A 14,669-nucleotide genomic window follows, 5' to 3' on the forward strand; every position below is an offset into this window, starting at 1 on the left:
CCACCGGGAATCCTTTATTGGCCCATCCGGCTCCGCCTGTAGAAGGCATACCCATACCGGAATTCAAAGATACTGCATCATAACCGAGTAATCTGAGAATGGCAACGGTTTGTCCAGCCGTTTGGCCGGTATAGCAGTAGGTGATTATTTTTTTATCTTTTGGAAGCTGATCAAAAGAAGTCTGCATTCCCTTTGCAAAGGGGATATTGATAGCACCTTCGATATGACCTTTGGCGAAATCCTCAGCTTTTCTCACAGATAAGAACATAACGCTGGGGTCTTTAGCATCTAAGGCTTTTTTGGCATCGTCTTCACTGATTTTATAGTTAGCATAGGTTGTGCCTTTAAGTTCAGCCATTTTGGAGAAATATTCGGTAATGGCGGTTTGAATTTCCGGCTTGATTTCGGTTTTGGCTTCCGGAATTGCATTTGTAGTGGTTTCAGTCACATCGGCAACACCTTCGGCTTTAGATATACCGAGATTCCAGCCCAGATTAACGGATTTAGCGTTAAAGCCGGCTACATTCAAGAGAGCAACTGTTTGACCGGCTGTTTGACCGGTATAACAATAGACCATGATTGTTTTATCTTTCGGTAATTTAGCAAGGTTCTCGGCGATTGCTTCTCCCCAAGGAATGTTCACTGCACCCTTGATATGACCAGCGTCATAATCCTTGGCCTGTCTAACATCCACAATAAACATATCTTCATTGGCTTTGACTTTAGCTATAAAGTCTTTTTCCGGGATTTTGTAAACATCTGCCGGCATATTGGCAAAGTAAGCTTCTGCAGCCTCTTTAACAACATTTACTTCAGGTGCCGGAGTTGCATCAGGTGTCTGGGTAGTTTCAGTCGGTTGGGTCGTAGCCGGTGCACTGGACGGGGAAGAGGAACATCCTGTAAGTACTAGGGAAAGAACCAGGAGGACTTCAACTGATAACAGTCCTAACTTTTTCATAAATTTAACCCCCTAAAAATATTATTGGTTTACGAAAACTTGATGTATTAACTGTCTATCCGCTTGAAAATTATCACTACTTAAGAATGATCTCCAGCAGCAGGTTGAGGCTGACTACCGGAAGTGCCTTGAGGTGAAGGAGCATTTTCTGATGTCCCAACCACCGGGAATCCTTTATTGGCCCATCCGGCTCCGCCTGTAGAAGGCATACCCATACCGGAATTCAAAGATACTGCATCATAACCGAGTAATCTGAGAATGGCAACGGTTTGTCCAGCCGTTTGACCTGTGTAACAGTAGACAACTACTTTTTTGTCCTTAGGAAGCAGCATATCAAAGTAAGCTTGCATTCCCTTTGCGAAAGGTAGATTGATAGCACCTTCGATATGGCCTTTGTCAAAGTCCTCAGCTTTTCTCACAGATAAGAACATAACGCTGGGGTCTTTAGCGTCTAAGGCTTTTTTGGCATCATCTTCACTGATTTTATAGTTAGCATAGGTTGTACCTTTAAGTTCAGCCATTTTGGAGAAATATTCGGTAATAGCGGTTTGAATTTCCGGCTTGATTTCGGTTTTGGCTTCCGGAATAGCATTAGCAGTGGTTTCAGTCACATCGGCAACACCTTCGACCTTAGATATACCGAGATTCCAGCCCAGATTCACCGATTTAGCGTCAAAGCCGGCCACATTCAAGAGAGCAACTGTTTGACCGGCTGTTTGACCAGTAACGCAATAGACCATGATGGGTTTGTCTTTAGGTAAATTGGCCAGGTTCTTAGCAATAGCTTCTCCCCAGGGAACGTTGACCGCACCCTTAATATGACCTGCTTCATAATCCTTGACTTGTCGAACGTCCATGATAAACATGTCTTCACCGGCTTTGACTTTAGCTATAAAGTCTTTTTCAGGGATTTTGTAAACATCTGCCGGCATTTTGGCAAAGTAAGCTTCTGCAGCCTCTTTAACAACATTTACTTCGGGTGCCGGAGTTGCATCAGGGGTCTGGGTAGTTGAGGTAGCAGGGAGAGTGGTCGCCGGTGCACTGGAAGGTGCACATCCCGTTAGGGCAACGGCTAAAGCCAGAAGAATAGAAAGAGATAACCTAATCCTTTTCACGTAAAAATCAACCTCCTCATTTTTTAAACTGTTTGTTAAATTTTATACAAACTTATTATAAAGGAATAATCCGATTCTGTGTTATAAGACATTACTATATACCCTATCACATAATTTGATATCCTCACTACCTTTCGACCTCGTGAAATATGATACAATAATTGAAATGAGATCCTTAAAATGGTTATGATATAGAGGAATAACCTATATGGCGGTGTAGAAATGCAAATGCTTGGAAACTTCATGAGATCAAAATATATCTATTTTCTCTTAGCCTTCTTTTATATAATTTGTAATCTCATCATCCTTACCCGCTTCCCTTTCGTTCACTCGGATGAAACCTGGTTAAGTGGTCTATCAAGAAATATTATGGAGACAAAAAATTATGCTGTGACGGAAACGTTTTTTGATCTTTATCCCCGCAATCCTCATGCCATTAAGAGTCTCTTCCATACGTTACAGATCCTTTTTATACAGTTATTGGGGTACGAAGTATTTACAATCCGTTTCTTATCTTTTTTATTTGGCTTGCTCGCCTTATTTTGGTTTTACAAACTCTGTAATCGCATTTTTAATTCCAAAAACTTAGCTTTTTGGGCAACAATGTTCTTGTCTTTAGATATTCAATTTATTTATGCCTCCCATTTTGCCCGGCAAGAAATTATTTTGCTCTTTGTTTTAATATTTTCCTTGAACTACTTTTTATCACATCTTTTAACTATGAAAATTGCCCACCATCTTTTTCTGGGAATCATTATCGGACTTAGCATTGGTTTTCATCCCAATAGCTTTGTCATATGTCTACCCATTGTTTTTCTTTATCTATTCCATATTCTGTTTACAAAAAAGCTTAAATTCTCCGGACTGTTTACCTATGTTGCCACGGTCGGCTGTTTGGCCCTTGGTTTTATCGGGCTGAGTTTTTATTTTGATGACAACTTTATTAGTAATTACACCCACTACGGGAGTCAGTTTGGAGTTACGAACACACTTCTTACCAAGTTCTTAGTAGTGAAGAATTTCTATTTGAAGCTTTACTATGGAATTAGCGGTACTTATTATACCCCTAACATCAAGCTCGAATTTTATCTTTTTGCGATAGCCCTCATTGCCTCTTTTTTCTTTTTGCTTAAAGAAAAACAAAAAACCTTAAAGGAAACTATCATAAGTGTCATCCTGGCTATTATTGCTATTAATATAGGTATTATAATTATTGGCCGCTTCAGCCAACCCAGCATTATCTTTATCATCCCTTTTTTCTATGTCCTTGTGGCCTATATACTGAGCTATATCAGTAAAAATATAAGGAATTATTTAGCAATACTACTTCTTCTCATAATAACGATTAATACCATCTCAAATATTCTTCCTTATCTTAATAACTCCTACGAAAACTATCTCCAAGAGATCGGGAAGGCCGTAGACAAGGAGGACATTGTCCTGGCTAATCTCAATGCCGAAATGTACTTCGATAACGGCAAGCTCTATGATTACAGAAATCTAGCCTACCTCAAGGAAAACAATTTGACATTCGAGCAATATATCGAAGGCCATAACGTTGATTATATTATTTATCCCGATGAAATGGACTTTATTTATGCCTATAGACCGGAATGGAACAATGTCTATGGCGACATTTCCTTGTATTATGGTGACATGCAAAGATTCCTTGAGACGAAATGCCAATTAGTTTATGAGTTTACGGAACCCACCTACGGGATGCGGATCACCAGATATGTTAACCAGAAGGATTGGAAGGTTAAAATATATAGAGTAAATAAGTAAATAAATAAGTAAGCCAGAGCTTCCCCTCTCTGGCTTACTTACTTATTTACATGGAGTCGAAACTCCCCTGAGCTTGCCTATATGTCCAGTAGTGAATACACATGATCATATATTTTCGAATACCCCTCTGTCCCAACAGTTCTTGGTCTCTCCAGCCCGCAGGGGATTATTTCTTTTATTCCCCCACTCCCCCTCTTACCCATTACTGCTATACGATCAGAGAGAATGACCGCTTCTTGAATATCATGAGTGACCAAAACTATAGTTACTCCTGTTTCCTGCCAAACTTTTAAGAGCAGATTCTGGAGTGATAATCGTGTCAACGCATCTAAACTTCCAAAAGGTTCATCCATTAATAAAACTTTGGGTTTGAGCGCCAAAGCCCTGGCCATGGCAGCTTTCTGCTTCATTCCTCCGGAAAGCTGATGAGGATAACTGTCTTCAAATCCACTCAATTCCACTAATTTGAGATATTTAAGAGCTATCTCACGGTTAGCAGTGTCACTATTCCCTACGCGATTTACTTGTAAGGGATATAAAATATTTTGAATCACGGTCTTCCAGGGGAAAAGTTGGTTAAAATCCTGAAAAATCATCATCCGTTTCACTTCAGGCTTCATAATCTCTTGACCATCCATGAGTACACTACCTGAATGGGGGTGGTCAAACCCGGCAATTTGCCTTAAAAGTGTGGTCTTACCACAGCCGGAAGGACCTACAATTGATAATATCTCTCCTTGATGAATATCAAGGTCGATATTATCCAGTACTTTTAGGGTTTCTTCTGTTCTTTGATAATATTTGCTGACCGACCTAAGGCAAATCGCTACTTCTCTGTCGATAAAGTTATCTCCCATACTTTTTAGATCATTCCCCATTTTTTAATGGTCCTTTCTTCTATGGCAGCAAAGAAAAAGTCCTCAACAACAATCCCAATCAAGACAATCACGAATAACCCGGCAAAGATCCCAGGTGTATCCATAAACACTCTTTGTTTAAAAATATACCATCCCAAGCCACCGTTTAAGCCTACAGCACCAAAGATCATTTCTGCACTGATCAAAGCCCGCCACGACCTAGCCCAACCGATTCGTAATCCTGATAGCACATAGGGTAAGGAAGCCGGGATCATGATATCCTTAATTATCTGAAAAGGATTCAACCCTAAGTTAAGTCCTGCTTCTTTGTAAATAGGCGATATAGCTCTAAATCCAGTCATAATATTTAAGATCATGGGCCAAACCACCGAATGCACAATAATAACGATAATCGAAACCGTTCCTGTACCAAACCAAATAATGATTAGAGGTAAGAGAGCAATACCCGGCAAAGGGTGGGCAATAGCGGTAAGAGTATCCACAAGACCATGAATCACCTTATTGCTAACAGCCAAGGAGCTTAACAGAATCGCCGCCAACAGGCCGATCATCAGCCCCTGCAGGATTAAAGCCAGGGAAAAACCTGTCTGCAAAATGATCTCTCCACTAACAATCGACTTTCCTAAAGTTTTGGCAATAACCAGCAAAGAAGGAAAAATAGCCTTGGGAAAAGTGCCACTTTGGGCGGTAATCTCCCAGACCGCAAGGATCACCACTATCCAAAATACCCGCGTCTTTAGTTTATTCCGTGAATTCTTACTTGTCATTTTCTATCCCATAATACTTCCTCTAGATTAGCCAATTTACTATTGATATAGCCATTTTTCTGCATGAAGTCGGCAAATTTCATAACTCCCTGAACTTCAAGACTATATGTCGTATCCGAACGTTCTAGATAGTTAGATAATTCTTCTTGATCCATTTGATAAGCTTTCGCTAGAATAGTTACCGTTTCCGTTGGATTGTCCTTCATAAAGTTCAGGGCTTCTTCCAATGAGTCCAGAAAAGCCTCATAGACTTCAGGCTGATCCTTATAAAAGTTTCCAGTTGTAACACCAACTATGAAAGTAAAATCTTCCCCCATCGCCTCTTTGCCATCGAGAATTTGGTGAATTCCCGGTTCATCTAATTCTTTAAATAAATAAGGCGGGGTAGTAAAATGTGCACTGACCTCACTCCGTGCTAATAGAGCATTCATTCCATCAGGGTGATCAAGAGTAACCAATTGATTGTCCAATTTCTTAGGATCACCCCATATCTTGTCACAAGCCATTGACAATAAAATGTGTTGAATACTACCCGGCTGTGGTAAAGCTATTCTATCTTCAATGGTAAAATCCTGGATTGATTGGATGCTATCTTTATTGACTACGAGCCCAACCGGACTTGAGGAAAGCCCGCAAGCAATCTTCCATTCCATACCTTTATCCCAACCAATTAGAAAAGGTGGAATGGCCATAAAACCAACATCCAATTCCCCTGCCAGCATTGCCTCACGAATGGCTGTCGTATTGCCAAGCTGCCGCCAGCTTACCTCGATCCCAGGCAGATTCTTTTCAATCAGTTTTTTCTCTTTCATAATCTGCAAAGGAGCATAAGGCAGGCCATATTGCTCTGCGATTTTTACTTGAGGCTTATTTTTCGGAACTTCTCCAGTAGTATTGCAACCAACTAAGGTTAAGCAAAAAAGTGTCACTACAAGAACAGTTATGGCGATCTTCCTCTTCATCACATTTGCCTCCAAAATTGAGCAAAATCAATGAGCATATTTTCTCCCTTTGTATCTCTAATCTCTATTCTTGCAACAGCCGATTCCATCGTATTTCTTAAACTTTCGGCGGAATCGCCATGAAATATCATATAGCCTACTCGCTGTGTAGCGTTTTGAAGTTCCTGAACAGTGCTACCCACTTTATAATTGAACTCGCCTCCGATTACCCCCGGCAAAGTCATGATTTCCTCCATGGAAGTCATCATGCCTATCGTCCCTGATTTAGTGAAGATCATCTGAACAGTTGCATGGTTTGTATTCATATTTAAGTCATATTTTTCCAGAGAGTCATAATTAACTTCTTGACCGGTAGCATAATTAATCATCATCTCAAGAATATCTACCCCGGTGATCACCGGCAGTAATTGATCCTCATAAGCTCCTCCGATCCTGCAGGCTATCTCATTGACCTTAATCCCTTCCGAACCGATGAGCATTTGGAAGTAGATAGGCCCGTTTTTGATCCCAAAAGCCTCTACTATTTTTTCCGTGAGCTCTTTTATCTCATGATAGTAGGTTGACATATATTTTGAGGGAAAATCATGAGCAATACAAATGCCAATATGAGGTGAGTTGGCAATCGTCCGTCGATCAGTAACCGTCAATATATAAGTTCTTCCATCACGAACCCAGCCACTTAGGGTAATTTCCTCACTTTCATAAAATTCTTCAACAAGGATTTCATTTTCTCTGGAATAGCTCAAAACGTTGGGCAATAAATCCCGAATTTGCTCCAAAGACTCTACTTTATAAACACCACGTTGCCCCTGGCTATCAAAAGGCTTGATAACTAAAGGAAATCTCAAGCTTCTTAGTTCGTCTTCCTGAAAATCATTTGTGATCAATTTAAATTCCGCACTCGGAATATTGTTTTCTTGGAAAACCTTTTTCATTACCTTTTTGTTAGTTACAGCTTTCGCCTGCTCGACGTCCAAATAAAATGGAAGCCCTAATTTTTCCGCTACCTTAGCACAAGTCAAAACAGGCTGATCTGTCCCGACGGTCAAAATGCCGTCAATTTTATATTTATTGGCAACGGCTAGACACCCTTCAGCGTCGAAGGTACTGGCTAATTCGCCGAAATTCGCAAATTTCTTGCCGGGTGCGTCCTCAAAATAGTCTGCTACTATTACAGTATGCCCTTTATCTTTAGCCCGTAGCACACTGTTGAGCTGAACATTGCTTCCTCCTAGTATCAATAGCCTAGCCAAGGATATTTCCTCCTAAAGTTTAATTTTAGCTATCTCATATTGGGGTCGGGAGGTCCTGGCGAACTTTGAAAATCCCGGACCATAATTAAACAGAATCTTAAGGTAAAGTCTTGCTAGTTTTGACAGGCTATAGTTGGAATGACCGACTTCCCTTTTATGATGTGCTACTTCGATATTAGCCGCTTGGACTTTATGCTTAAAAATTATTGCTGATATATATACAAAGGAAGTTCGATCCTGAATAATCTTTGCAACTAAATCTCTATGAAAGATTCGAAAACTGCTCACTTTAATTTGATAAGGTTTGTTAATCATTAGGTTGAAAAGCAGGTCTCTCAATTTCCCACCCCAATAGCGGTACCCTTGGGCTTTTTTAATTGCCTGGGAGGGCAAACCAAAAACTACATCATAACCTTCGTGAATTTTTTTCCAGAGCTTAAGGATTTCTTCCGGAGGATTCTGCAGATCATCATCCATGATTACCGCATATTCCCCGGTTACGTAATGTAACCCGCACATCAGAGCATTTTGTTGACCGTAATTTCTTTTAAGTTGAATAACCTTAACTCTTGGATCCTTACTATGCAGATCCATCATTATACTAAAACTGTTATCTTTGCTGGAATCATCTACCAAGATAATTTCATATTCCAGGGTTAGCTCTTTAAATATTCCTCGAAGGCGATGACAGAGTATTTCTAATGTCCCCTGACTATTATAGACAGGTACAACCACACTGATCTTTTCCATTACAATACTCCGATAACCGCTTCAATACTTTGGATAACATATTGCAGCTCCGATTCCGTCATTCCAGCATAAAGAGGCAAGCGGAGCAAGCACTTTGCCGATCTCTCCGTAATTGGCAAATCGTCGGGTTTATACTCCATTTGTTTACCCATTGGAGAACTATGAAGAGGCAAGTAATGGAAAGATGCTGCCACACCTCTGCGGTTTAATTCGGTTAACACATAATCTCTGACTTCTTGGGTATGGAATAAAACCCAAAATATATGATAATTCGGATCACATTCCGGAGGAATCTCCATCACTTTTAGCATTCCCCGTTTCACATAGGGGGCAAACGTACTTCGATAAACTGTATAAACAGCCTTCCTTTTTTCCGTAATTTCCTGCATATCCTCGAGCTGGGCCAACAAAAGAGCCATTAATAGGTCGGAAGGAGAATAGCTTGATCCGGCATCAATCCAACAATATTTATTCACATCACCACGCAAAAATCGACTGCGATTTGTACCCTTCTGCCTGATGATCTCCGCCTTTTCTATCATTTGGGTGCTTTCCTGATTGATCAGTAAGGCCCCACCTTCACCAGAGGTATAATTCTTCGTGCCATGAAAGCTATAACAGCCAAAGTCGGCGATTGTCCCTAGATACTGCTCTCGATACTTCGCATTAACTCCCTGGGCAGCATCTTCAATAACCTTTAAATTATGTTTTAAAGCAATAGCCATGATCCTATCCATATCACAGGCTACCCCGGCATAATGAACCGGTATAATCGCCTTAGTCTTATTTGTGATCCTATTTTCAATTTGAGCAGGGTCGATATTCAAAGTATCTGCCTGAATCTCAGCAAAAACCGGTTTTCCCCCACCTAAAATAACTGCATTTGCAGTGGAAGTAAAGGTAAAGGAAGGCATTATAACCTCGTCTCCGGGTTCCAGGTCTAAAAGCATTACTGCCATTTCCAGAGCATGGGTGCCAGATGTCGTTAACAAAGCTTTTTTAGCACTAAAATACTCCTCAATAAAAGCGGAAACCTGCTCAGTATAATAACCGTCTCCGCTTATTTGACCTCTTTCGAGAGCATCAAGGATATTTCTTTTTTCCTTTCCTGACCAATAGGGTTTATAACTTGGAATATTCATAGTCCCTCAATTCAAATATCAAATTTTATAGAGTGAATTATTTAACTAATTCCCCGATAATTATTTTCGTAAAAAGTTACTTTAGGGTGAATTTATTAGGGTGAATTTATTGCCACGATTAGATCTATATCGACAATTAATTATAGCACATTAATTTTTTATTTACCTATAATAAAAATTTATAACCCTAATTACCATTCGTCCATGGGCCTCCCCTTCGTCTCCACTCCTAAAACAAGCACATTAACAACAACCAAAATCAGCACACCGGTAAACATGAGGAACACTGTCTCCGTGGCCAGGTGAGCCCCCAGCATACGTCCAACTACCAGAGGGGCCAAGATCCCGCCAATTCGACCAAACCCCGCCGCCCAGCCTGCACCGGTCCCCCGGGCTCGGGTCGGGTATAGCTCAGGTGTATAGGTATAAAGAATCCCCCATGCCCCCAAATTGAAGAACGACATGAATGAGCCGAATAAAAGAATCATGGCAGGACTGTTCCCTTGACCAAATAAATACGCACTGATTGCAGTCCCAAGAACAAAAGCTGTCAAGGTGGGCTTGCGTCCGATTCTGTCAACAAAAAAGGCGGCACTGAAATAGCCGGGAATCTGGGCTAATGTCATCACGATTACATAGCTGAAGCTTTTGGTGAGAGAAAAACCCTTTATAGCCAGGAGCGAAGGCAACCATGTGAAAATCCCATAGTATGAATAAACAATTCCAAACCAGAGGAGCCAGAGAAATACCGTTCTCCGCAATAACTTCTTTGAAAACAACTCGGCGACAGTTGCTCTAGAGGCTGCTTTAGTTTTGAAAGCCTGTCCATCCTTGTTCGAGTTACCCTGTATGTCTTCCGAGGAATTCTCTATGGATTTTCCGTCTTCCTCTCCCGCCACCATCCTATATACTGCTTCCGCCTCCTGAATCCGACCATTCTCTTCAAGGAAACGCGGAGATTCAGGTATGTACTTCCAGAGATAAAAAACATAGAGGGCAGGAATTGCCCCAATGAAAAAGGCAATGTGCCACCCATATTTCGGAATAATGAGGTAAGAAATGATGGCCGCCAGGAGCCAGCCGATGGCCCAGAAGCTCTCCAAGAGAACCAGAAACTTTCCCCGGTGCTTAGCCGGGGTAAATTCACTTACCAAGGTCACAGCCACCGGCAGTTGCCCTCCTAGACCAAAGCCAACGAGAAAGCGAAAAAACATCAGGGAGCCATAACTCCAGGCCACTCCGCATAAACCGGTGGCTAAGGAATATAAAACGAGAGTAAAAGCAAACACCTTTTTTCTACCAACACGATCCGCCACACTTCCCGCCAAAATCGCCCCTATAGCCATCCCAAGCAAACCAATGCTGCCGATGTTTCCCACTTGTTCAGTAGTCAGACCCCAAGTTTTCATCAAAACCGGTAAAACGAAGGAAATAATCCCGGTATCCATAGAATCAAACATCCACCCTAAACCTGCGGAAAACAAAAGAATATAGTGGAACCTTTTTACCGGTAAGTTTTCAATGCGCTGTGATATGTTCATCTCAAGCCTCCATGCAAATAGTAAATACCTGAAGTTATATTTAAGATATCTTAGCAAATTCTGCTAAAAAAATAAAGAAGCTGCATTGCAAGCTTCATCATTATTATTACCTAAATATCCATATTCTGCTTATTATTAGTTGATTATATACTTAATCCAGGACCTGCAGGCTCATTTTATAATCGTAAATTATCTCCATAAATTGCTCGCTAGTACCGCCTTCAGTTAAAGCCTTATGGCAACGAATTAGAAGTTTGTGGTGAATTGCCTCGCGGCGGGCTAGAAAGCTAAGGAGACGTTTTACACCTTGATCCTGGGTCAGGGAAGCATGATTCTCATATTCTATACGAGCCTTTTTTTCTAAGGCTATATTAGCCTTTAAGATCTTTTCCAGCTCAGAATATTGATTTACACAAGCAAGTGACCAAGGCGTTTCTTTATGATCGGTTAAGCGTTTCACCTCACCGCCTAGCTTAATAATCATTGCCGATAAGGTTTCCAAATGAGCTAGTTCTTCCGCCGTTATAAGTCCGAACAATTCACGCACATAGCGGCTGTCTATATTAACCTGATGATTTAAGTATTGAACTACTTGAGTCAGTTCTCCATACTTTCCACCGTAATGGTCCAAAAGCAGTTTGGCCAAAGCCGGATCGGGTTTTTCCACATGGATCGGGTAAAAGAACCGCTTACGATAGCTATACACACTTTTCCCTCCCTTGCCTATCATCCTGTCTTTTCAGTATATGTAGAGAGGACAAAGCAAGGTCACATCAAGAAAAGCTATCAAAGTCCTTTTAGCCCGATATCTTTGCGATAATGGGCTCCGGGAAAATCTATTTTTTCCACCAAGGCATAACCCTTTTGGCGTGCTTCTTTTAAGTCTGTTCCCAAGGCCGTTACTCCCAAAACCCGGCCGCCGCTGCTTTGAATCTGTCCCTCCGGAGTAAGGGAAGTTCCGGCATGGAAAATAACCTCACCAGGGGCAAGGGCTGACGGTAGAGTTAGGGTAATCCCCTTTTCATAGGCTGCCGGGTAACCTGGTGCCGCCATCACGATACAAATCGAAGTTTCCTTTTTCCACTCTAACTGTAAATCTCCCAGCTGTCCCTCCGTGCAGGCCCAAAGAACCTTAAACAAATCCGCTTCCAGAAGCGGCATAATAGCTTGGGTTTCCGGATCACCAAAGCGAACATTAAACTCCAGGGTCTTGGGGCCAGCCTGCGTAAGAATCAGTCCGGCAAAAAGTACTCCTTGAAAGGGCATACCTTTATTTTTCATCACCCGCAAGGTGGGTTGGATAATTTCCTTGAGAACCTGGGCCTCTAGTTTTTGATTCCAAAATGGAGGTGGGCTATAAGTGCCCATTCCTCCCGTGTTTAACCCCTGATCCCCGTCCAAAGCCCGTTTATGATCTTGGACCGGTACTAAGGTCACCGCATTTTCACCGTCACAAAGGCAAAGCAGACTAACTTCCGGTCCCTCCAGATATTCTTCAACCAGCAGCAATTTCCCCGATTCACCTAAGGAGCCATCCATTAACTCATCAACCGCCGTTAAAGCGGTGGCTAAGTCCACGGCCACAATCACCCCTTTTCCGGCGGCCAAACCATCGGCCTTGAGAACGATTGGTGCACCCAGCTCTTGTACATATTCTTTAGCCTTTTCCGGATCTGAGAATACTTGACTTTTCCCGGTAGGAGCCCCCGCTTCTTCCATAATCTCCTTGGCAAAAGATTTACTTCCTTCTAAGCGGGCCGCGGCTTGGGTCGGGCCAAAAATACGCAAGCCCTCTTTTTGAAAGGCATCAACAACCCCTAAGGTTAAAGGAGCCTCAGGTCCTACCACAGTTAAATCAATTTTTTCCTTTTGGGCAAATTCCAGCAAGCCCGCAATATCTGTGGCCGAAATGGCTACATTCCATTCTTTGGTTCCGGCATTCCCCGGAGCAACAAAGATTCTCTCGACTTCAGGACTTTGGGCGATCTTCCAAGCAAGGGCATGTTCCCTGCCCCCATTTCCTATCACCAAAACCTTCTTACCCATAAAACACCTTCCTTATAATTTTAGGAAGCTATTTAGTGCGCTTTCCTAGCATATTAGTTTTATTTCACTATCAGACTTTCGTGCTACATGAGCAGATCGAAAATAATTTTCGGATCAAGATACTTCACTGTGTTCAGTATGACATAAGACGGGGGTCATCCTGAGCATAAGCGAAGGATCTTTTTTAGCTTATCGGAAAGTATAAGTTTTTATCTAAAGCTTGATTAGTGCTTAAAGTGACGGCGATGAGTAAATAACATAATAAGATTCAAACGATTGGCCGCCGCAATGACTTCCTGGTCCTTAACTGATCCACCCGGTTGCACCACGGCCCGCACTCCGGCTTGCGCAGCCTCTTCCAAAGAATCGGGGAAAGGGAAAAAGGCATCCGAAGCCAAATAAGCACCTTGAGCTCTTTCACTGGCCTGTTCTAAAGCAATCTTTACCGAACCCACTCTGTTCATCTGCCCTGCACCCACCCCCAGGGTTTGGCCCTCTTTGGTAAGAACTATAGCATTGGATTTAACATGCTTGACTACCCGCCAGGCAAAATCAAGTTCCCGCAAATCCTCTTGAGTAGGCTTACACTCACTGACTACCTCCCATTGGGAAACAGGAGTAGTACCCTCATCTTCTTCCTGAAGTAAAAATCCACCTTGAATGGAACGAACCTTCCACGGTATTGTTTCCGCTTTCTTACCTTGGTTAACCACAACCAAGCGCAAATTCTGCTTTTCCTTTAAAATCTCTTTAGCTTCCTCGCTGAACTCAGGAGCCACAATAACCTCATAAAAATGAGCTTTAAGGGCCTTGGCGCAACCCCCTTCGACTCCTCGGTTAAAGGCAATAATTCCCCCAAAAGCCGATACCGGGTCAGCGGCCAAAGCTCTTTCATAGGCTTCGAGAGGAGTATTTCCTAAAGCCGTTCCACAAGGATTGGTATGCTTAATAATCGCACAAGCAGGCTCACTGAAATCCTGAACGATTCCCCATGCCGCATCCATGTCCATCCAATTGTTATAGGAAAGTTCTTTCCCTTGTAGCTGCACTCCATCAGCTAAAGTACCGGCTGCCCCAACCTGACGGTAAAAAGCTGCCTTCTGAGCAGGATTCTCTCCATAGCGAAGATCTTGAACCTTTTGGGCGGAGATAGCTATGGAACCCGGGAAAATAGGCTCCGCTACGGAACTTCCGGCTGAGCTTCCAGTTGAACTTTCAATGGGACTTTCATTAGCCTCTTTGGCTAATTCGTTGGCCAGATAAGTAGCAATATATTGATCATACTCGGCCGTATGGGCGAAAGCCTCCGCAGCTAAGCGTTTACGCATTGCATAAGGTACTTGATTATGTTCACGCAAGGCTTGCAAAACTTCCTCGTAACGAGCAGGATTAACCACAATGCTTACTCGTTCCTGGTTCTTAGCTGCAGCACGAACCATGGAGGGACCTCCGATGTCAATGTTTTCAATAGC

At 42.2% G+C, this 14,669-nt stretch carries 13 protein-coding genes; 1 reads left to right on the forward strand and 12 read right to left on the reverse strand.

The annotated features are described in order from the left end of the window. The coding region (locus tag AC1U9U_RS11140) for a rhodanese-like domain-containing protein (protein WP_479960637.1) at nt 1-958 on the reverse strand (958 nt) is incomplete at its 3' end. Between the two features lie 80 nt (nt 959-1,038). Beyond that, nucleotides 1,039-2,073, reverse strand: a complete 1,035-nt coding sequence (locus AC1U9U_RS11145) for a rhodanese-like domain-containing protein (protein ID WP_479960638.1) — start codon at nt 2,071-2,073, stop codon at nt 1,039-1,041. 369 nt (nt 2,074-2,442) lie between these two features. Between AC1U9U_RS11145 and AC1U9U_RS11150 the strand changes: the two genes are divergently transcribed. Then, a complete protein-coding gene (locus tag AC1U9U_RS11150; RefSeq protein ID WP_479960639.1) occupies nt 2,443-3,858 on the forward strand; it encodes an ArnT family glycosyltransferase in 1,416 nt (471 codons plus the stop codon). Nucleotides 3,859-3,935: 77 nt separating this feature from the next. Here AC1U9U_RS11150 and AC1U9U_RS11155 read toward each other — a convergent pair whose 3' ends face one another. The 10 genes from AC1U9U_RS11155 to purH form a co-directional block, all read right to left on the reverse strand. Further along, nucleotides 3,936-4,736 (reverse strand): ABC transporter ATP-binding protein, encoded by an 801-nt coding sequence (locus AC1U9U_RS11155; RefSeq protein WP_479960640.1) that lies wholly within the window; start codon nt 4,734-4,736, stop codon nt 3,936-3,938. Further along, nucleotides 4,721-5,503, reverse strand: coding sequence for an ABC transporter permease (locus AC1U9U_RS11160; RefSeq protein ID WP_479960641.1), 783 nt, complete (start codon nt 5,501-5,503; stop codon nt 4,721-4,723). Before AC1U9U_RS11160 ends, AC1U9U_RS11155 begins: the two co-directional genes overlap by 16 nt. Then, complete coding sequence (locus tag AC1U9U_RS11165; RefSeq protein WP_479960642.1) at nt 5,500-6,465, reverse strand: ABC transporter substrate-binding protein; 966 nt, start codon at nt 6,463-6,465, stop codon at nt 5,500-5,502. The genes AC1U9U_RS11160 and AC1U9U_RS11165 overlap by 4 nt, the downstream gene beginning before the upstream one ends. Then, on the reverse strand, nt 6,465-7,718 hold the full coding sequence (locus AC1U9U_RS11170; RefSeq protein ID WP_479960643.1) for an ATP-grasp domain-containing protein: 1,254 nt from the start codon (nt 7,716-7,718) through the stop codon (nt 6,465-6,467). The genes AC1U9U_RS11165 and AC1U9U_RS11170 overlap by 1 nt, the downstream gene beginning before the upstream one ends. A 12-nt stretch (nt 7,719-7,730) precedes the next feature. Beyond that, a complete protein-coding gene (locus AC1U9U_RS11175; RefSeq protein ID WP_479960644.1) occupies nt 7,731-8,468 on the reverse strand; it encodes a glycosyltransferase family 2 protein in 738 nt (245 codons plus the stop codon). Next, the gene (gene rffA / locus AC1U9U_RS11180) at nt 8,468-9,610 is read right to left on the reverse strand and encodes a dTDP-4-amino-4,6-dideoxygalactose transaminase (RefSeq protein ID WP_479960645.1); all 1,143 of its coding nucleotides are present in this window, start codon (nt 9,608-9,610) and stop codon (nt 8,468-8,470) included. Before rffA ends, AC1U9U_RS11175 begins: the two co-directional genes overlap by 1 nt. Before the next feature lie 191 nt (nt 9,611-9,801). Beyond that, complete coding sequence (locus AC1U9U_RS11185) at nt 9,802-11,151, reverse strand: MFS transporter (RefSeq protein ID WP_479960646.1); 1,350 nt, start codon at nt 11,149-11,151, stop codon at nt 9,802-9,804. 151 nt (nt 11,152-11,302) lie between these two features. After that, nucleotides 11,303-11,857 (reverse strand): manganese catalase family protein, encoded by a 555-nt coding sequence (locus tag AC1U9U_RS11190; RefSeq protein ID WP_479960647.1) that lies wholly within the window; start codon nt 11,855-11,857, stop codon nt 11,303-11,305. Between the two features lie 80 nt (nt 11,858-11,937). Continuing rightward, the gene (gene purD, locus AC1U9U_RS11195; protein WP_479960648.1) at nt 11,938-13,197 is read right to left on the reverse strand and encodes a phosphoribosylamine--glycine ligase; all 1,260 of its coding nucleotides are present in this window, start codon (nt 13,195-13,197) and stop codon (nt 11,938-11,940) included. A gap of 224 nt (nt 13,198-13,421) precedes the next feature. Further along, nucleotides 13,422-14,669 (reverse strand): bifunctional phosphoribosylaminoimidazolecarboxamide formyltransferase/IMP cyclohydrolase (gene purH, locus AC1U9U_RS11200; RefSeq protein ID WP_479960649.1); only part of this gene is annotated, 1,248 nt, incomplete at its 5' end.

Source organism: Desulfitobacterium sp., assembly GCF_982384815.1.

Coding starts and splice junctions, on each gene's coding strand:
- AC1U9U_RS11150 (WP_479960639.1), top strand. CDS start 2,443: ATGGAGACAAAAAATTATGCTGTGACGGAAACGTTTTTTGATCTTTAT.
- AC1U9U_RS11155 (WP_479960640.1), bottom strand. CDS start 4,736: ATGGGGAATGATCTAAAAAGTATGGGAGATAACTTTATCGACAGAGAA.
- AC1U9U_RS11160 (WP_479960641.1), bottom strand. CDS start 5,503: ATGACAAGTAAGAATTCACGGAATAAACTAAAGACGCGGGTATTTTGG.
- AC1U9U_RS11165 (WP_479960642.1), bottom strand. CDS start 6,465: ATGAAGAGGAAGATCGCCATAACTGTTCTTGTAGTGACACTTTTTTGC.
- AC1U9U_RS11175 (WP_479960644.1), bottom strand. CDS start 8,468: ATGGAAAAGATCAGTGTGGTTGTACCTGTCTATAATAGTCAGGGGACA.
- rffA (WP_479960645.1), bottom strand. CDS start 9,610: ATGAATATTCCAAGTTATAAACCCTATTGGTCAGGAAAGGAAAAAAGA.
- AC1U9U_RS11185 (WP_479960646.1), bottom strand. CDS start 11,151: ATGAACATATCACAGCGCATTGAAAACTTACCGGTAAAAAGGTTCCAC.
- purD (WP_479960648.1), bottom strand. CDS start 13,197: ATGGGTAAGAAGGTTTTGGTGATAGGAAATGGGGGCAGGGAACATGCC.